We start from the raw sequence: 19117 nt of genomic DNA on the forward strand, positions 1-19117 counted from the left end.
GCTTCGCCCTCCTTCGTCGTGCGTTCAGGAGACCCGAGCCGGCTCCCTGGTCGCCGTGTCCACGACGTCCTCCGTCGGAGCCGGGGCGGCCGGTGCGGATGCCGTGGCTCGAGCCCGGCGCCCTGCGGCCCGCGCCTTCCGAGCCTTCGGCCGGCCGTGCGTGTAGTACAGGGGGAGTCCGACGAACAGCAGACCGCCCACGAGGTTGCCGAAGACCGTGGGGATCTCGTTCCAGATCAGGTAGTCCCACAGTGTGAAGTCGGCGCCCAGCAGCAGCCCGGACGGGAACAGGAACATGTTCACGATCGAGTGCTCGAAGCCCATGTAGAAGAAGAGCATGATCGGCATCCACATCGCGACGATCTTGCCGATCGTCGAGTCGGAGATCATCGCGAGCACGACGCCGGTCGAGACCATCCAGTTGCACAGCACGCCGCGGATGAACAGCGTGAGCATTCCGGCGGCGCCGTGATCGGCGTAGCCGACGGTCCGGCCGTGGCCGATGTCGCTGATGGCCTGCCCGACCGCGCTCGCCTCGGTCGAGAAGCCGTAGGTGAAGTAGATCGCCATGAGGATGGCGACGAGGAAGGCTCCGCCGAAGTTGCCGAGGAACACCAGGCCCCAGTTGCGCATCAGCGCACCGAAGGTCGCGCCGGGGCGGCGATCGAGCACGGCCAGCGGACCGAGCGTGAACACCCCGGTGAGCAGGTCGTAGCCGAGCAGGTAGAGCATCACGAACCCGACGGGGAACAGGAGCGCACCGAGCAGGGGCTGGCCGGTCTGCGTGGACACGGTGACCGCGAAGGCCGCGGCGATGGTGAGCAGGGCGGCGCCCATGAAGGCGCGGATCAGCGTGTCACGCGTGGACAGCTGCATCTTGTATGCGCCGGCGTCCACCATGCGGGTGACGAGCTCGGCAGGTTTGATGTACGACACGGGACCTCCACGGGGGACGGGAGCACTCTGATGAGGCTGTGTCCAGCGTGGCCGCCACGCGTTTCAGCGCTCGACCGGGGAGGTTACGACTGTGGAGCGAAGTTCTCACAACGTCGGATGCCGACGGTGAGGGTCATTCGGCCGGCGGCGTCGTCGGCTCGGGTGTCGTGTTCGGCAGCAGCGGATCGAGCGGCGCGGTCGTCTCGCTCGGGCTCGGGCTCGGGCTCGGGGTCGGAGTCGGTTCGGGGGCGGTGACCTGGGCGTGCGCGAACTGGCTGACCATCGCGCCGACGACGATCAGGCCGCCGGCGATGCCCACGATCGTGTTGTCGCGTGCGCGGCGGCGGATCTGCCCCTCGTGCCAGGCGGTGCGTGCGGCATACCGGCGAGCGCGCTTCTGCTCGGCGCGCTCGGCGTTCTTGCGTCCGGCCATCATGACCCCTTCTTCGTCGTCGCAGCATCTGAGAGCCTACCGTCGCGCAGCCAGCGCCCCTGCCGGGGCGCTGCGTGTCCGTCGCCCGCATTAGCCTGGAGGTATGAGTTCATCCGCATCCCTGATGTCGGGGCAGACCCCGCTCGCGGTGCGGATGCGCCCGGTGTCCCTCGACGAGGTCGCCGGTCAGAAGCACCTGCTCAGGGCCGGTTCGCCGATCCTGGCGCTGGCGGACCCCGATGCGACCTCACCCGGTGCGGTGTCGATCATCCTGTGGGGGCCGCCTGGGACGGGCAAGACGACGCTCGCTCAGGCCATCGCACGTTCGTCCGGTCGCCGGTTCGTCGAGCTGTCGGCCATCACCGCAGGGGTGAAGGACGTGCGCGAGGTCATGCAGGAGGCCGTCACGCAGCGCGATCTCTACGGGCAGACAACGATCCTCTTCCTGGACGAGATCCATCGCTTCACGAAGGCGCAGCAGGACGCCCTGCTCCCGGGGGTCGAGAACGGCTGGGTCATCCTGATCGCCGCGACGACCGAGAACCCCTCGTTCTCGGTCATCTCGCCGCTGCTGTCGCGCTCGCTGCTGCTGACGCTGCAGCCGTTGACCGACGACGACATCGGCGAGCTCGTCGATCGCGCCGTCGGCGACGCCCGCGGTCTGCACGGCGCGGTCGCCCTGAGCGACGCGGCCCGCGCGGCGCTCGTCCGCCTCGCGTCGGGCGACGCCAGGCGCGCGCTGACCGGACTCGAGGCCGCGGCCGCCGTGGCGCTCTCGGGTACCTCGGACGAGGACGGTGACGACGACCGCGATGAGGATGCCGAGGATGCCGGCGCCGCAGGCGGCCCGACCATCACCGACGACGACGTCGCGCAGGCCGTCGATCGTGCGCTGCTGCGCTACGACCGTCAGGGCGACGAGCACTACGACGTCATCAGCGCTTTCATCAAGTCGATCCGCGGATCGGATCCCGATGCCGCCCTGCACTACCTGGCGCGCATGATCGAAGCGGGGGAGGACCCGCGCTTCATCGCCCGACGGCTGGTCATCTCGGCCGCCGAGGACATCGGTCTGGCAGATCCGCAGGGGCTCGTGATCGCGACGGCCGCCGCGGACGCCGTGGCGTTCATCGGGATGCCCGAAGGGCGCATCCCGCTCGCCGAGGCCACGGTCTATCTCGCGACCACGGCGAAATCGAACGCCGCGTACGTCGGGATCGATGCCGCGATCGCGGATGTCCGCGCCGGAGGCTTCGGGAGGGTGCCCCTGCACCTGCGCGACGCGCACTACGCCGGAGCGAAGCGGCTGGGGCACGGCAAGGGCTACCGATACCCGCACGACGCCGAGCACGGCGTCCTGCCGCAGCAGTACCTGCCGGACGAGCTGGACGGGCGGCGCTATTACAACCCGAAGCCGCTCGGCGCCGAGCGCGACATCGCGGCACGACTGGAGAGAATCAGGCGCATCCTCGGCGATCGCTGAGCCATGCGGCCGGTCTGTTAGACTTGATCGGCTCGAAACCGTGTTTTCGGGCATCCCCGTGTTCATCCCCACCTTCTCCGCGCCCCGGCGTGCGCGCGAAGGCAGGACACGGGAGATACGCCCGTGAGACGTGAAAGACACGTCCACGTCATCGGAAGGAAGAACTTCGTGGTCACGAAGTCCCAGGACCGCCGCAAGGTCCGTCTGTCCCGCGCCCTCGGCGTGGCACTCACCCCGAAGGCCGCCCGCTACCTCGAGAAGCGTCCCTACGCTCCGGGCGAGCACGGCCGCACCAAGCGCAAGGCTGACAGCGACTACGCCGTCCGTCTGCGTGAGAAGCAGCGTCTGCGCGAGCAGTACGGCATCCGCGAGAAGCAGATGCGCAACACCTTCAACGAGGCACGTCGTCAGGACGGCCTGACCGGTGAGAACCTGGTCGAGCTGCTCGAGATGCGTCTGGATGCCCTCGTGCTGCGTTCGGGCTTCGCCCGTACGACCGCGCAGGCTCGCCAGCTCGTCGTGCACCGTCACATCCTCGTCGACGGTCAGCTCGTCGACCGCCCGTCCTTCCGCGTGAAGCCGGGTCAGCTCATCCACGTCAAGGCCAAGAGCGAGGGCACCGAGCCCTTCCAGGTGGCGGCAGCCGGCGGTCACGCCGAGGTGCTCCCCCCGGTTCCGGGCTACCTCGAGGTCGAGCTCGACAAGCTGCAGGCACGCCTGGTCCGTCGTCCGAAGCGCGCCGAGGTCCCCGTGACCTGTGAAGTGCAGCTCGTCGTCGAGTACTACGCGGCTCGCTGATCCGCGTCACCGCGAAACAGCACGGAGAGGCGTCGGGGATTCCCGACGCCTCTCGTCGTTTCCGCATACGATGGAACGACCGCGCCTGGGCGGACTGAGGGCAAGGACATCGACATGAAGAAGCTGCTGTGGTTTCTGATCGGAGTGATCAGCGGATTCATCGCTGCGCACTTCATGAGCAAGGACCCTCGCGGTCAGGACATGCTCGCCGAGGTGGACGCCCGCATCACCGGGTTCACCGCGATCCTGGGTGACGCGTACCGCGCCCAGGAGGCACGACTCGCCCAGTCCGACGAGAACTGATCTCCGCATCGGCACCGCGTCTGCGGTGTCGTCTCCATCCCACACGAGGACAGCCGTACCCCTATGAACACTGCGGACATCGCGCAGCGCTATCTCTCCTTCTTCGAGAAGAACGACCACACCATCGTCCCGTCGGCCTCGCTGGTCTCCGACGATCCGACCGTGATGTTCACGATCGCCGGCATGGTCCCGTTCGTGCCGTACCTGACAGGAGTCGTCCCGGCGCCATACGCGCGCGCCGCCGACCTGCAGAAGTGCATCCGTACGAACGACATCGAAGAGGTCGGCAAGACCGCCAGGCACGGCACGTTCTTCCAGATGCTGGGCAACTGGTCCTTCGGCGACTACTTCAAAGAGGGTGCGATCAGCTACGCCTGGGAGCTGCTGACGACGTCCGAGGCCGACGGCGGCCTCGGCTTCGCGGAGAAGGACATCTGGGTCACCGTCTTCGAGACCGATGACGAGGCCGCAGCGCTCTGGCAGAAGATCGCAGGGCTCCCCGCCGAGCGCATCCAACGGATGGGCAAGGAGGACAACTACTGGCACACCGGTCAGCCGGGGCCGGGCGGTCCGTGCTCGGAGATCTACATCGACCGCGGTCCGGCGTACGGTCGCGAGGGCGGCCCGATCGTCGACGACAACAGGTTCACCGAGATCTGGAACCTCGTCTTCATGCAGGACCTCCTCAGCGACGTGCGCACGAAGGTCGACTTCGACATCGCAGGAGCCCTGCCGAAGCGCAATATCGACACCGGCATGGGCCTCGAGCGCGTCGCCATGTTCAAGCAGGGCGTCGAGAACATGTACGAGACCGACCAGGTCCGTCCCGTCCTCGACAGGGCCGAGGCGATCTCGGGTCGCACCTACGGCAAGGTCCACGAGGACGACGTGCGCTTCCGCGTGATCGCCGACCACGTGCGCTCCTCGCTCATGCTGCTCTCCGACGGCGTCAAGCCCTCCAACGAGGGACGCGGATACATCCTGCGCCGTCTGATGCGCCGCACGGTCCGCGCCATGCGCCTGCTCGGCGTCGATGCGCCCACGTTCCCCGAGCTCTTCACGGCGTCGCGCGACGCCATGAAGACGGCTTACCCGGTTCTCGAGGCCGACTGGGATCGGCTCTCCGCCACGGCGATCGCGGAGGAGGAGACGTTCCTGCGTACGCTCGCACAGGGCTCGACGATCCTCGACCTCGCGCTCGGCGAGACCAAGAAGACGGGCGGCAAGACGCTCGCCGGTTCCGAGGCGTTCCTGCTGCACGACACGTACGGGTTCCCGATCGATCTCACCCTCGAGGTCGCGGAAGAGGCGGGTCTGAACGTCGACCGCGCCGCATTCGACGAACTCATGCGCGAGCAGCGCACGCGGGCCAAGGCGGACGCGAAGAGCCGCAAGCGCCAGCTCGCGGATGTGTCCGTCTACCGCGAACTGCGCGGACTCGGCGAGACCGGGTTCGACGGGTACTCCGAACTCGAGACCGAGTCGACCGTCCTCGGCATCCTCGTCGACGGCGCGCCGGTCGCCAGCGCGTCCGAGGGCCAGATCGCCGAGATCGTGCTCGCCGAGACGACGCTGTACGCCGAGTCGGGTGGCCAGGTCGCCGACAAGGGCACCATCACGGGAGCCGGATTCTCGCTCGAGGTGCTCGACGTGCAGAAGCCGGTCGCCGGACTGATCAGTCACACCGTCTCCGTCACCACCGGGTCGGTCGCTGTCGACGACCGCGCGACGACGGTCGTCGACGCGGCCAACCGCCGTGCCGCCCGCCAGGCGCACTCCGCGACGCACCTCGTGCACGCCGCCCTCCGGGACACCCTCGGCCGGGATGCGACTCAGGCCGGTTCGCTCAACCGCGCCGGGTACCTGCGCTTCGACTTCTCCTGGAGCCAGGCCCTGTCCGCGGACACCCGCACCGAGATCGAGGAGATCACGAACCGGGCCGTCCAGGACGCGCTCGAGGTCACCACCCGCGTTCTGACCCTCGACGAGGCCAAGGAGGCCGGCGCCATGGCGCTGTTCGGCGAGAAGTACGGCGATGTCGTGCGGATGGTCGACATCGGCGGACCATGGTCGCGTGAGCTCTGCGCCGGAACGCACGTCTCCACGAGCGCCGAGATCGGCCTGGTCAGCATCACGGCCGAGTCGTCCGTCGGCGCATCCAACCGTCGTATCGAAGCACTCGTCGGCCAGGACGCGTTCCGCGAACTCGCCGCCGAGCGCACGCTGGTCTCGCAGCTGACGTCGACCCTGAAGACCCCGCGCGATCAGCTCGCCGAGCGCATCGCGGAGATCGCCGCGAACCTCAAGGCCGCGGAGAAGCGCATCGCGCAGTTCGAGGCCAAGGAGCGCGAGGGACGCGTCCCCGCGATCGCCGAAGCGGCCGAGCGCGTCGGCGCCTACCGCGTCGCGGCGCAGTCGCTGGGCGAGGTCGGCTCGGCCGATGACATCCGCGGTGTCGCCCTCAGCGTGCGCGACCGTCTCGGCGCGGACGCCGCCGTCGTCGCTCTCGGCGGCGTCGTTTCCGGACGCCCGATGGTCGTCGTGGCCACGAACGACGCGGCCCGTTCGGCCGGTGCCAAGGCGGGCGCGCTCGCGAAGATCGCCGCGGCCGCGCTCGGCGGCGGTGGAGGAGGGCGCGACGACGTCGCACAGGGCGGCGGCGCCGATGCCTCCGCGCTTCCCGCCGCTCTCGACGGCATCGTCACGGAGCTGCGCGGCGCGTGAGCGCTTTCCGCCGCGGCATCCGGCTGGGCATCGATGTGGGAAAGGCCAGAGTCGGGGTCGCTCGCTGCGACCCCGACGGCCTGCTCGCCGTTCCCGTCGAGACCGTGAAGCGCGACGATGCGTCGGTCGAGCGCCTCGCGGAGCTCGCGGGGGAGTACGAGCCGCTGGAGTTCGTCGTCGGGCTCCCGGTCAACATGCGCGGCGGAGACACCGCGTCCACGACCGATGCGCGTGAGTTCGCGACCGCGCTCGCGCGGCGGACCGGCCTCCCCGTGCGGCTGATCGACGAGCGGCTGAGCACCGTGTCGGCGCATCAGGCCCTGCGCGCTTCGGGGAGATCTCAGAAGAACTCTCGTAGCATTGTCGATCAGGTTGCGGCAGTGGTCCTGCTGCAGCAGGCGATCGACATGGAGAAGAGCTCCGGAACCCCCGCCGGAACCTCCGTCGATCTCGATGAGGAGACCCACTGACATGCCCCAGGGAGATCTGTTCGACAACCTCCCGGACCCGGCGACCGAGCACCCGACGGTCGACCAGGCGCCCCCGCCGCCCGGATCCCGCCGCGCCGCCAGAGAAGCGGCGCAGCGCACCGGGGGGACCGGTGCGATCGATGTCGAGCCCTCGGCAGCGTCCGACCCGGTCGGCGTCGACGGCACCCCGGCCGCGGCATCCGTCCCGGCACCGGCACAGAGTCCGGCCGCACCGACGCCCGCGGAGCCGAGTCCTCTGGCCCACGCGCCTGCGACCGGCGGAAGTCTCGAGGACCTGTTCGCACCGAGCGCCGACGATCAGCACGCTCCTCCTCGCCGCAGGCGACGCGGATGCTTGGTCGCACTGATCATCATCCTCGTCCTCCTCGGCGGCATCGCCGCCGGCGGCGTGTGGGCGTGGAACACCTACGGGGACCGGATCAGCGACGCGATGGGCTGGGGCGAGCCGAAGGACTACGCCCCTGGCGAAGCAACCGGTGAGGTCCTCATCACGATCGAGGAGGGCTTCACGGGTCAGCCCATCTCCCAGGCGCTGTACGAGGGCGGCGTCACCAAGACCGAGGACGTCTTCTACGACATGCTCATCGAGGAGGGCCTCAACCCCAACTTCATGCCCGGCGTCTACCGGCTGCAGGAGCGGATGACGGCGGCCGCCGCGCTCGAAGCGATCGAGAACCCCGAGAACCGCATGGAGAACTCCGTCGGCGTCTCGGAGGGATCCACGCTGGCGGCGATCCTTCCGACGATCGCCGAGACGCTCGAGATGCCGCTGGCGGACCTCGAAGCCGCAGCGGCCGATCCGGCGGCGTACGGTGTCCCGGCAGACAGCCTCGAGGGCTGGCTCTTCCCCGCCGTGTACACGTTCGATCCCGGTGCGACGGCGACGGACGTCATCCAGACGATGGTGGATCGCACCAGGGAATCCCTCACCGCAGCCGGAGTGCCCGAGGCGGACGCGCAGCGCATCCTGACGATCGCGTCGATCATCCAGCGCGAAGGGCGTGTGGCGGACTTCGACAAGGTCTCGCGCGTGATCCAGAACCGCCTGGACGAGTCCAACCCGGAGACGCGCGGCTTCCTGCAGATGGACTCGACCGCGCAGTACGGGTACGGCGAACTGCACGCCGGCTCCGTCTCGACGAGCGAAGAGGCGCAGCGCGACGACAACCCGTGGAACACGTATGTCCACAAGGGGCTGCCGATCGGTCCGATCGCCACCTCCAGCGATGCCGCGATCCGAGCGGCGATGACGCCCGCGGACGGGCCGTGGCTGTACTTCGTCACGGTCAACCCGTCCACCGGTGAGACCGTCTTCACGGAGACCTACGCGCAGCACCAGGAGGCCATCAAGCTCTGGGCGCAGTGGTGCAAGGAGAACGGCAACCCGGAGAGCGGATGCAGCGGCTGACCGGGGACGCCGTGCACCTCGCCGTCTGGGGCGATCCGATCTCGCATTCGAAGTCGCCGGCGCTGCACGCCGCGGCGTATCGGGTGCTCGGACTCGACTGGGAGTACAGCAGGCGTCAGGTCGACACGGACGGGTTCTCCGACGCGCTGGCGTCGCTGGACGACACCTGGCGAGGCCTCTCACTCACGATGCCGCTCAAGGAGGTCGCGTTCCGGGCGGCGGCGGTGCGCGATCGGCACGCCGAGATGACCGGCGCCGTCAACACGCTACTGGTCGGCGACGCCCCGCGCGGCTTCAACACCGACGTCGGCGGCATCGTCGACGCTCTCGGCGAGAACGGCGTGCGCGAGGTGCGTTCGATCCGTCTTCTCGGCGGCGGTGCGACCGCGGCATCGGCTCTCGTGGCAGCCGGCGATCTCGGCGCGCGTCGAGCGGACGTCCGAGCGCGTCGGCCGGAGCGGGCACGATCGCTGGTCGAGCTCGGCGCCGAGCTGGGCATCGACGTCGAAGTCCGCCCGTTCGCGGAGACGGCGGAGGACGTCGACCTCACCGTCGCCACGCTGCCCAGCGGCACGGCACTCGACCGCGAGATCACCGCGCCGCTCGCCGAACACGGCGGAGCGCTCTTCGACGCCGCGTACGCCCCGTGGCCGTCGGCGCTGGCGGGGGACTGGTCCGACGCGCCGATCATCTCCGGCCTCGGGATGCTCCTGCACCAGGCCGTCCGCCAGATCCGCATCTTCCGCGACAGCGACCCTGCGCAGCCGCTCGACGACGAGGATGCCGTCGTCGCCGCCATGCGAGCCGCGCTCGACGCCTGACGTCACACGGTCCGCGGTCGTGGGAGACTGGAGCAATGCTCCGCGTGCTCACGGCCGGCGAATCGCACGGTCCCGAACTCATCGCCGTCATGGAGGGCCTGCCCTCCGGTGTTCCCATCTCGCCCGACCAGATCCAGGCGGATCTCGCTCGGCGCAAGCTCGGCTACGGCCGCGGTTCGCGGATGAAGTTCGAGCAGGACGAGCTGACGCTGTCCTCCGGCATCCGCCACGGCAAGACGCTCGGCAGCCCGATCGCGCTGCGCATCGGCAACACCGAGTGGCCGAAGTGGACCGAGGTGATGAGCCCGGAGCCCGTCGAACTCACCGACAAGTCGCGCGGACGCGGCGCACCGCTCACGCGGCCCCGCCCCGGCCATGCCGATCTCGTCGGCATGCAGAAGTACGACTTCGACGAGGCGCGCCCGATCCTCGAGCGCGCGAGCGCCCGTGAGACCGCCGCGCGCGTCGCCCTCGGCGCGGTCGCGCGCGCATTCCTCGGCGAGCTCGGCATCCGCCTCGTCAGCCACACGCTGTCGATCGGACCCGTGCAGGTGCCGGCCGACGCCGCGCTGCCCGCCCCGGACGACGTGGACGCCCTGGATGCCGATCCGCTGCGCTGCTTCCACCCCGAGACCTCCGCACGGATGGTCGACGAGGTCGACGATGCCAAGAAGGACGGCGACACCCTCGGCGGCATCGTCGAGGTGCTCGCCTACGGTCTGCCCCCCGGGCTCGGCTCGCACGTGCAGTGGGACCGCCGTCTGGACGCACGGCTCGCGCAGGCGCTGATGAGTATCCAGGCGATCAAGGGCGTCGAGGTCGGCGACGGCTTCGAGACGACGCGTCGTCGCGGATCGGCCGCGCACGACGAGCTGTTCGCCGCCGAGGCCGGGATCACTCGTGCGTCGGACAAGGCCGGCGGCACCGAGGGCGGCATGTCGACGGGAACGGTGCTCCGCGTCCGCGCCGGCATGAAGCCGATCGCCACCGTCCCGCGCGCGCTGCGCACGATCGACGTCGCGACCGGCGAGACCGCGACCGCCCACCACCAGCGCTCCGACGTGTGCGCCGTGCCGGCCGCCGGCGTCGTGGCCGAGGCCATGGTCGCGATCGAGCTGGCGGGTGCCGTCCTGGAGAAGTTCGGCGGGGACAGCGTCGGCGAGACGCGGCGGAACCTGCAGGGTTACCTGGATGCGATCCCGGCCGACCTGCGCACCGCGGCCTCCTCGGAGACGGGCCTCGCCGTCGGCGATGTCTGAGGATCGACCCCTGACGCTCGTCCTCGTCGGCCCGATGGGCGCGGGGAAGACGAGCGTCGGTCGGCGCGTGGCCAAGCACCTCGGTGTGCCGTTCGTCGACACCGACAAGCGTGTCGTGGCGGCCCACGGCCCGATCACCGACATCTTCGCCGAGCACGGCGAGGCGCACTTTCGTGAGCTGGAACGGGCCGCGGTCGCCGAGGCGCTCCTCGACGGCGGCGTCATCTCGCTCGGCGGCGGCGCGGTGACGGATGCCGAGACCAGGGAGCTCCTCGCCGACGACCCCGTGGTGTTCCTGACCGTGAACCGCGAGGCCGTCGCCGAGCGCATCCAGGGAACGTCCCGACCGCTGCTGGTGACCGGTGACGAGGATCCACTGGACCGGTGGGAGCGCATTCTGGAGCAGCGGCGGGCGCTGTACGAACAGGTGGCGACGATCGTGTTCGACACGTCGCGCCGACCGATGACGCGCATCGCGCGGGAGATCGCCGACTGGCGGAGAGGACTGTCATGAGCATCACGACCATCAGCGTCACGGGGCAGAGCACCTACGACATCACCGTGGGGCGCGGCATCCTCGACAGGGTCTCCGAAGCCCTGGATCCCGCGGTGCGCAAGATCCTGATCGTGCACCCGCCTACGCTCGGCGCCCGCGCCGCCGAACTCCGCGAGCGTCTGCTCGCCGGCACGTCGGACGGACCGCGGGAAGTGCTCCTGGCGGAGATCCCGGATGCCGAGCAGGGCAAGCGGATCGAGGTCGCCGCCTTCTGCTGGCAGATCATGGGACAGGCCGATTTCACGCGGACCGATGCCGTCGTCGGCTACGGCGGGGGAGCGGTCACCGATGTCGCCGGGTTCGTCGCCGCGACCTGGTTGCGCGGCATCCAGGTCGTCCAGGTGCCGACCACCGTGCTCGGGCTCGTCGACGCCTCGGTCGGCGGGAAGACCGGCGTCAACACCGCCGAGGGAAAGAACCTCGTCGGTGCGTTCTGGGCGCCGCGCGCCGTGATCGGCGACCTCGACGAGCTGAGCAGTCTCAGTGCGCATGAGGCGACCGCCGGCTACGCCGAGGTCGTGAAGGCCGGGTTCATCTGGGCCCCGGAGATCCTCGACATCGTCGAAGCCGATCCGGGCCGGGCCGTCGACACATCGACCGACGAGTTCCGACGCACGGTCGAGCTCGCGATCGACATGAAGGCGCGGGTCGTGTCGGAGGACTTCCGGGAGGCGGGCCAGCGGGAGATCCTCAACTACGGTCACACCCTCGGTCACGCGATCGAGCACGCCGAGCGGTACCGCTGGCGCCACGGGGCGGCGATCTCCGTGGGCATGCTCTTCGCGGCCGAGCTCTCGCGTCTGGCCGGACGCCTGCCGGATGCCGCGGTGGAGCGTCACCGCAGCATCCTCGAGTCCCTCGGGCTGCCGACGAGCTATCGTTCCGGCGCGTGGCCGCAGCTGCTGGCCACGATGCAGCGCGACAAGAAGTCGCGCGGCGGCATGCTGCGCTTCATCGTGCTGGACGACATCGCGAAGCCGACCGTGCTGCAGGCTCCGGACGAGTCGCTGCTGTTCGCCGCGTACCAGGAGGTCGGCGAGTGACGACGTCCGTCCGCCGCGTGCGCGCGGACGAGTGGCGCGAGGTGCGGCAGCTGCGCCTGCACGCCCTGGCGGATGCCGCGGCCCCGATCGCGTTCCTGGACACGCTCGCGAACGCCACTGTCCGGCCGGACGATTTCTGGCAGGAGCGCACCGCGCGCGCCGCCGGAACGGATCAGAGCGCGCAGTTCGTCGCGATCGACGGCGGCGAGTGGGTCGGTTCGGTCTCCGTGCTGCGCCGCGCGGTCGGCGACACCGATCATCACGGACGTGCGCTCGAGCAGCGGCGCAGCGACGTCGTCGGGGTCTACGTGCGGCCGTCCCACCGCGGACAGGGCATCATCGACAGTCTGCTCGCCGCGGCATCCGACTGGGCGAGGACGCTCGGAGACCCCGTTCTGACGCTCGACGTGCACGCCGACAATGACCGCGCCCAGAGCGCCTACCGTCGTGCCGGCTTCGCGCCGACGGGGTTCCGGTTCAGCGGACCGATCGGACCGGAGATCGAGATGGCGCGATCGCTGGACGACGCCGGTAAGGTGCGATCGTGACGTCCCGCCGCCTCCTCCTCGTCAACGGCCCGAACCTGAACCTCCTCGGCACGCGTGAGCCGGAGGTGTACGGGACCGCCACGCTCGCGGACGCCGAGCGCATCGCGGCGGAGGCCGCGGCAACCGCCGGCTTCGACGTGCGGGCGATCCAGAGCAACCACGAGGGCGTGCTCATCGACGCGATCCACGCGGCACGCGAGGACTGCGCCGGCATCGTCATCAACCCCGGCGGGCTGACCCACACCTCTGTCTCCCTGCGCGATGCGCTGACCGGCGTGGCCCTGCCGTTCGCCGAGGTGCACGTCTCGGATGTGCACGCCCGCGAGCGGTTCCGGCACTTCTCGTACCTCGAGGACGTGGCCGCCGTGCGGGTCATCGGAGAGGGCGTCGACGGCTATGCGACCGCCGTGCGGCGGCTGACGGCCCTGATCCCGTAGAATCGACTGTCGGCCGCGTCCGCGCGGCCCCGCACACCTCGACACGAAACGGAACCCGCTCCTCATGGCATCCACCGCAGACATCAAGAACGGCGTCGTCATCAACATCGATGGCCAGCTCTGGAGCGTGGTCGAGTTCCAGCACGTCAAGCCGGGCAAGGGCGGCGCGTTCGTGCGCACGAAGCTGAAGAACGTCATGACCGGCAAGGTCGTCGACAAGACCTACAACGCCGGCACCAAGATCGAGCTCGAGAACGTCGATCGCCGCGACTTCACGTACCTGTACACCGACGGCGACGGCTTCGTGTTCATGGACGTCGCCGATTACGACCAGATCACCGTCGGCGCCGCGACCGTCGGCGACGCGAAGAACTTCCTGCTGGAGAACCAGCAGGTCACGATCGCCACGAACAACGGCAACCCCCTGTACATCGACCTGCCGGCGTCCGTCACCCTCGAGGTGACCTACACCGAGCCGGGCCTGCAGGGCGACCGCTCGTCCGCCGGCACGAAGCCGGCCACCGTCGAGACCGGCTACGAGATGCAGGTCCCGCTGTTCGTCGAGACCGGCACCAAGATCAAGGTGGACACCCGTACGGGTGAATACCTGGGCCGCGAGAAGTAAGGCGTGGGCGCACGTACGAAGGCGCGCAAGCGCGCTCTCGACATCCTGTTCTCCTCCGACGTCCGCGGTGACGCGATCGGTGTGACGCTCGCGGCCGAGGCCAAGCGCGCGGCCAGCGAACCGGCCCGTGAAGCCAGCTGGCTGTACGCGCGCGAGATCGCCGACGGCATCATCGATCACCAGGACGAGATCGACGAGCAGATCACGACGCACAGCCGGGATTGGAAGATCGAGCGCATGCCGGCGGTCGACCGGGCCCTGCTGCGGATTGCGGTGTGGGAGATCCTGTACAACGACCAGGTGCCGACGGCCGTCGCGATCGACGAGGCCGTGGAACTGGCCAAGGAGTTCTCGACCGACGACTCCGGCGCATTCGTGCACGGCGTCCTCGCCAGGGTCGCGCGCGCCAGCTGACGCCCTCGGGATCCGCACAGACCCCGCCGGTGTCCGACGCCGGGGAGAGGATGACGAGCATGACCGCGCCGTTCGTCCCCGAGCAGGACATCCTCGCGCACACCGACCCAGGCAGCTTCGAACGCGGTTTCGGCTACGCCCGCGACGGCAAGGTGCTGTACGCGATCTGGAACACCGACCGTCGGCGCATCAACGGCCAGGTCTCAGGGGCGGGCGGGCGGCCGTACAGCTGTGCGATCGAGTTCGCCGACGACGATTCGATCATGACCAGCCGTTGCGCGTGTCCTGTGCGATCGAAGTGCAAGCATGTCGTCGCGGTGCTGCTCGCGAGCAACGCCAAACTCGGCCCCCGGATGCCGTCGCCGTCGGCGTCGCGCTCCCGGACTCCCGCGTGGCGGTCGCTGCTGCCGGCGACGCAGACGGAGGCGATCCCGCTCGCCCTCGGCCTGGAAGTGCGCCGCCGAGCGGCCCAGGGCGCGCACCAGTGGGCACCACGGCCCGTGATGACGGCGCATCCGCGCGAGCTCGCCCAGAACAGGGGCGATGAGGTGCTGCTCGCGGTGCGGCCGCTCATGCGCAGCGAATCCACCGGCAACTGGATCCAGGGCGACGCCGGCTGGGACGCGATCCGGCGATCGTCCGGTCGATTCGCGCCCGAGCAGGTGAGGTGGTTCGGAGATCTGCTGAGCATCGCGCGTGAATCCCTGCTCTCCGGCACGGCGGGGGAATGGATCCTCCTCGACCTCGTCGTCTCGCGCCTGCTCTGGGATCACCTGAGCGACGCCAGGGCCAACGGGATCGCGATCGTGCCGATGCAGAAGCACACCGACATCCGGTTCGCGGAACGCGCCGAGGTCAGTGCGACGATCGGCGCGGCCGAGGACGGGCTGCTGCTCGCACCGAGCGTCGAAATCGATGCCGTCCCGTACCCGGCGGACAGGGTCCGCCCACTCGGTCGATCCGGCGTGTACGCCTGGGACGTGCACGGTGCCCGCATCCAGGTCACCCTCGCTCCCGTGGATCTCACGCCGATCGCGCACGCTCTGCTGTCGGGGCCCGCCGAGATCGCGATTCCCGCGGCCGAGCGCGACGCCTTCCTGTCCGAGGCCTACCCCCAGCTCGTGCGTCAAGCCGGTGCCCGCGCCGCCCCCGGCGTCGATCTGCCTGAGCCGTCCGAGCCGCAGGCGCACGTCACCGTGGTCCACCGCAGCGGTCATGTCGTCGAGTACACGCTGCGCTGGGACTACCCCGGGTTCGGCCGGTACGAGATCGAACCCGGCGGCGCCGCCGTGCGGGATCCGGCACGCGAGGCGGAGATCCTGAGTGCGATCCGGGACACCTGGGAAGCGGTCCTCCCGGTCGCCTTCGCACCGCAGGGCACGTTGCGGGACACGGATGCCGCGGAGTTCGTGTCGACGATCCTCGGCCGCTGGGAGACCATCGGAGTCGTCGTCGACAACCGGGGAACTCCGCAGGCCTACCGCGAACTCACCGGCGACCCGCTCATCACGGTGTCGACGGTCGAGACCACGTCGACCGACTGGTTCGACCTGGGCATCCTCGTCACGATCGACGGACGGACGATCCCGTTCGAGCCGCTGTTCACCGCTCTGGCCATGCGGCGCAACAAGCTGCTGCTGGTCGACGGCAGCTACTTCTCGCTCGCGCATCCGGCGCTGCAACGGCTGCGCGATCTGCTGGACGAGGCGGCCGAGCTCGCCGAGTGGGAGGCGGGGCCGAAGATCAGCCGCCACCAGGTCGCGCTCTGGGAGGAGTTCGAGGACCTCGCGGACGAGGCGCAGCCGGCGGTGAGCTGGCGGGCGACCGTCGAGGGGCTGCGCGATGCGGAGAGCGTGCCTCCCACCGACGTCCCCGATGGCCTGTCCGCACAGCTGCGGCCGTATCAGAAGACCGGCTTCGACTGGCTCGCTTTCCTGTGGCGGCACCGGCTCGGCGGCATCCTCGCCGATGACATGGGGCTGGGAAAGACGCTGCAGCTGCTCACCCTCATCCTGCACGTGCGCGAGGCGGGGGAGCACCGACCGATCCTGGTCGTCGCCCCGACCTCGGTGCTCGGCACATGGCAGGACGAGGCGGCGCACTTCGCCCCCGACCTGGACGTGCGCATCATCGACGGCACGAGCGCCAAGCGCGGCGAGTCGGTCGCGGATGCCGCGGCGGACGCCGACCTGATCGTGACGTCGTACACGGTCGCCCGCCTCGACGAAGGCGCGTTCAGCGCTGTCGAGTGGGCGATGCTGATCCTCGACGAGGCGCAGTTCGTGAAGAACCCGGCGACCCTCCAGCACCGGGCGATCGCCTCCCTGCGCGCGGATGTCACGTTCGTCGTGACCGGAACGCCGATGGAGAACAGCCTCCGGGAGCTGTGGGCCCTGCTGCGCCTGGCGGCACCTGGGCTGTTCCCCTCGGCGCGGAAGTTCCGTCAGGAGTACATCCAGCCCATCGAGCAGGGCAAGGTCCCCGAGAACGAGGAGGGGGCGCCGTATCGCCAACGGCGGCTCGAGCGCCTGCGCCGCCGCATCCGGCCGCTCATGCTCCGCCGGACCAAGGATCTGGTCGCGGCCGATCTGCCCCCGAAGCAGGAGCAGCTGCTGCACGTGGAGCTGACGCCTGCACATCGCACGCTGTACGACACGGTCCTCCAGCGCGAGCGGCAGAAGGTTCTCGGGCTGCTCCAGGACCTCGACCGGAACCGCTTCATCGTGTTCCGCTCGCTCACGATGCTGCGGATGCTGAGCCTGGCACCGGCGCTCATCGACGGCGAGGACGCGCGGATCGGGTCCGCCAAGCTCGAGGTGCTGCTGGAGCGCGTGCAGGAGCTGCAGGCCGAGGGGCACCGTGCCCTGGTCTTCAGCCAGTTCACGTCATTCCTGTCCCTCGCCGCTGAGCGCCTCGACGAGGCGGGCGTGCCGTACGCGTATCTGGACGGGGCGACCCGCAACCGTCGCGGCGTGATCGACGGGTTCCGCAGCGGCGAGCAGCCCGTGTTCCTGATCAGCCTGAAGGCCGGTGGCTTCGGACTGACCCTGACCGAGGCCGACTACGTGTTCCTGCTGGACCCGTGGTGGAACCCGGCGGCCGAAGCGCAGGCCGTCGATCGGACGCATCGGATCGGCCAGACCGAGCAGGTGTTCGTGTACCGGATGATCGCGACCGGGACGATCGAGGAGAAGGTCCTCGCGCTGCAGCAGCGCAAGGCGCGACTGTTCACGGCGGTGATGGACGACGAGCAGCTCTTCGCCCAGACGCTCACCGCCGACGACATCCGCGGCCTGTTCGAGGGCTGACGCGCCGGCCGTGCATGTTTCCGGCGTGTGACGTCGTCCTCACCGTTCCCGTGCCGGAGCGTGACGCAGAAGTGACCGTGCGGTAATCCGGAACGCGGTCGGACGAAACACCGCGCTCCTATCGTCTGTGGCATGAGCACACCCGCCGTCGAATCAGCGCATCCGGACACCGCAGCCGCAGCCGTCGTCCTCACCCGCCGTCCCGGCCGGTGGATCGACGGCTTCGATCCCGAGAACGCTCGGTTCTGGGCATCCGACGGCCGGCGCATCGCGCGCCGCAACCTCGGCTGGTCGATCTACGCCGAGTTCCTCGGCTTCATCGTCTGGCAGCTGTGGAGCATCGTCGTGGTGCTGCTGCCGGCGGCCGGCTTCGCCTTCACCAGCGCCGAGACGTTCTGGCTCATCTCGCTGCCGAGCCTCGTCGGTGCGACACTGCGGTTCCCGTACACGTTCATGGTCCCGAAGTTCGGCGGTCGCAACTGGACGATCGTGTCCGCTCTGCTGCTGCTCATCCCGTCCGTGCTGCTGGGAATCGCCGTGGGGAACCCGGAGACCCCGTTCTGGATGATGCTCGTGATCGCCGGTCTCGCGGGTTTCGGAGGCGGGAACTTCGCCAGCTCGATGGCGAACATCACCTACTTCTTCCCGCAGCGCGAGAAGGGCTGGGCGCTCGGCCTGAACGCAGCGGGCGGCAACCTCGGCACATCGGTCGCGCAGTTCCTCGTGCCGATCGTCGTGTCGCTCACCGCCGGCATCGGTCTCGGACTGCCGCTGGCCGGCTGGATGTGGGTGCCGTTCATCGTCGTCGCCGCGTGGGGCGCCTGGCGGTACATGGACAACCTGTCATCCGCCAAGGCGGATTTCGCCGGGTCGGCCGCGGCCCTGCGCGAGGGACACCTGTGGTTGCTCGCTCTGCTGTACATCGGCACGTTCGGCTCGTTCATCGGCTTCTCGAGCGTCTTTCCGAAGCTCATCGCCGACCAGTTCCCGGACTTCTCCGCGTTGCACATCGGCACGGCGGCGGTCTCGCTCGCCTTCCTGGGTGCGCTCGTCGGTTCGCTGTTCCGTCCGCTGGGTGGGCGGCTGGCCGATCGCTTCGGCGGCGCGCGGATCACGATCGCGGCGTTCGCCGTCATGGCGATCGGCGCCCTCGGCATCCTCGGTGTCCTCGCACTCGGGCAGTTCTGGCTCTTCCTGCTCGGGTTCCTCGTGCTGTTCGCGGCGACGGGCATCGGCAACGGGTCGACGTACCGGATGATCCCCATCGTGTTCAGCGCCCGTGCCGTCGCCCGCAAGGAGCAGGATGCCGCGGCGGTCCAGCGCCGGGCCGCCGCAGCGCTCGGAATCATCTCCGGCATCGGCGCGTACGGCGGGTTCCTCGTCCCGCAGGTGCTCAACGCGTCGCAGCTCGCCTCGGGCGGATACGAGAGCGCGTTCATCGGCTTCGCGATCGCCTACCTGGTGCTGCTCGTCGTCACCCTGTTGGCCTACGGCCTGCCGCGCGCGGCGCTCGACGGACGGCGGATCTGA

Annotated in this window: 18 protein-coding genes; 16 read left to right on the forward strand and 2 right to left on the reverse strand. The window is 69.6% G+C overall.

Translation table 11 applies throughout. The features are described 5' to 3' along the window. Nucleotides 1-24: 24 nt before the first annotated feature. Together OED01_RS07925 and OED01_RS07930 are read right to left on the reverse strand one after the other, a co-directional pair. Nucleotides 25-936, reverse strand: coding sequence for a formate/nitrite transporter family protein (locus tag OED01_RS07925; RefSeq protein WP_264157817.1), 912 nt, complete (start codon nt 934-936; stop codon nt 25-27). 133 nt (nt 937-1069) lie between these two features. After that, on the reverse strand, nt 1070-1372 hold the full coding sequence (locus OED01_RS07930; protein WP_264157818.1) for a hypothetical protein: 303 nt from the start codon (nt 1370-1372) through the stop codon (nt 1070-1072). 100 nt (nt 1373-1472) lie between these two features. Here OED01_RS07930 and OED01_RS07935 point away from each other — a divergent pair, with 100 nt between their 5' ends. The 16 genes from OED01_RS07935 to OED01_RS08010 all read left to right on the forward strand — a co-directional run bounded on the left by OED01_RS07935 (nt 1473) and on the right by OED01_RS08010 (nt 19117). Beyond that, on the forward strand, nt 1473-2852 hold the full coding sequence (locus tag OED01_RS07935; RefSeq protein WP_264157819.1) for a replication-associated recombination protein A: 1380 nt from the start codon (nt 1473-1475) through the stop codon (nt 2850-2852). Nucleotides 2853-3020: 168 nt separating this feature from the next. Beyond that, the gene (rpsD, locus tag OED01_RS07940; RefSeq protein ID WP_264157820.1) at nt 3021-3650 is read left to right on the forward strand and encodes a 30S ribosomal protein S4; all 630 of its coding nucleotides are present in this window, start codon (nt 3021-3023) and stop codon (nt 3648-3650) included. Between the two features lie 114 nt (nt 3651-3764). Continuing rightward, nucleotides 3765-3953, forward strand: coding sequence for a hypothetical protein (locus OED01_RS07945; protein ID WP_264157821.1), 189 nt, complete (start codon nt 3765-3767; stop codon nt 3951-3953). A 63-nt stretch (nt 3954-4016) separates the two neighbouring features. Beyond that, nucleotides 4017-6677: an alanine--tRNA ligase gene (alaS, locus tag OED01_RS07950; protein WP_264157822.1), complete on the forward strand. Its 2661-nt coding sequence runs from the start codon at nt 4017-4019 to the stop codon at nt 6675-6677. Further along, nucleotides 6674-7147 (forward strand): Holliday junction resolvase RuvX, encoded by a 474-nt coding sequence (gene ruvX / locus OED01_RS07955; RefSeq protein ID WP_264157823.1) that lies wholly within the window; start codon nt 6674-6676, stop codon nt 7145-7147. Before alaS ends, ruvX begins: the two co-directional genes overlap by 4 nt. A 1-nt stretch (nt 7148) precedes the next feature. Further along, nucleotides 7149-8576: an endolytic transglycosylase MltG gene (mltG, locus tag OED01_RS07960; protein ID WP_264157824.1), complete on the forward strand. Its 1428-nt coding sequence runs from the start codon at nt 7149-7151 to the stop codon at nt 8574-8576. After that, the gene (locus OED01_RS07965) at nt 8564-9397 is read left to right on the forward strand and encodes a shikimate dehydrogenase (protein ID WP_264157825.1); all 834 of its coding nucleotides are present in this window, start codon (nt 8564-8566) and stop codon (nt 9395-9397) included. The genes mltG and OED01_RS07965 overlap by 13 nt, the downstream gene beginning before the upstream one ends. A 35-nt stretch (nt 9398-9432) precedes the next feature. Beyond that, nucleotides 9433-10656, forward strand: a complete 1224-nt coding sequence (gene aroC / locus OED01_RS07970) for a chorismate synthase (RefSeq protein ID WP_264157826.1) — start codon at nt 9433-9435, stop codon at nt 10654-10656. Next, on the forward strand, nt 10649-11170 hold the full coding sequence (locus tag OED01_RS07975) for a shikimate kinase (protein WP_264157827.1): 522 nt from the start codon (nt 10649-10651) through the stop codon (nt 11168-11170). Before aroC ends, OED01_RS07975 begins: the two co-directional genes overlap by 8 nt. Next, complete coding sequence (aroB, locus tag OED01_RS07980; protein WP_264157828.1) at nt 11167-12255, forward strand: 3-dehydroquinate synthase; 1089 nt, start codon at nt 11167-11169, stop codon at nt 12253-12255. The genes OED01_RS07975 and aroB overlap by 4 nt, the downstream gene beginning before the upstream one ends. After that, nucleotides 12252-12803, forward strand: a complete 552-nt coding sequence (locus OED01_RS07985) for a GNAT family N-acetyltransferase (RefSeq protein ID WP_264157829.1) — start codon at nt 12252-12254, stop codon at nt 12801-12803. Before aroB ends, OED01_RS07985 begins: the two co-directional genes overlap by 4 nt. Further along, a complete protein-coding gene (locus tag OED01_RS07990) occupies nt 12797-13240 on the forward strand; it encodes a type II 3-dehydroquinate dehydratase (protein WP_264157936.1) in 444 nt (147 codons plus the stop codon). Before OED01_RS07985 ends, OED01_RS07990 begins: the two co-directional genes overlap by 7 nt. Nucleotides 13241-13304: 64 nt before the next feature. Further along, the gene (gene efp / locus OED01_RS07995) at nt 13305-13865 is read left to right on the forward strand and encodes an elongation factor P (protein WP_264157830.1); all 561 of its coding nucleotides are present in this window, start codon (nt 13305-13307) and stop codon (nt 13863-13865) included. 3 nt (nt 13866-13868) lie between these two features. Further along, nucleotides 13869-14279 carry a transcription antitermination factor NusB gene (gene nusB / locus OED01_RS08000; protein WP_264157831.1) on the forward strand — a complete coding sequence of 137 codons (411 nt, stop codon included), beginning with the start codon at nt 13869-13871 and terminating at the stop codon, nt 14277-14279. A 59-nt stretch (nt 14280-14338) separates the two neighbouring features. Then, the gene (locus tag OED01_RS08005; protein WP_264157832.1) at nt 14339-17587 is read left to right on the forward strand and encodes a DEAD/DEAH box helicase; all 3249 of its coding nucleotides are present in this window, start codon (nt 14339-14341) and stop codon (nt 17585-17587) included. Nucleotides 17588-17719: 132 nt separating this feature from the next. Further along, complete coding sequence (locus tag OED01_RS08010) at nt 17720-19117, forward strand: MFS transporter (RefSeq protein ID WP_264157833.1); 1398 nt, start codon at nt 17720-17722, stop codon at nt 19115-19117.

The organism is Microbacterium sp. M28 (genome assembly GCF_025836995.1).
Lineage (GTDB): Bacteria > Actinomycetota > Actinomycetes > Actinomycetales > Microbacteriaceae > Microbacterium.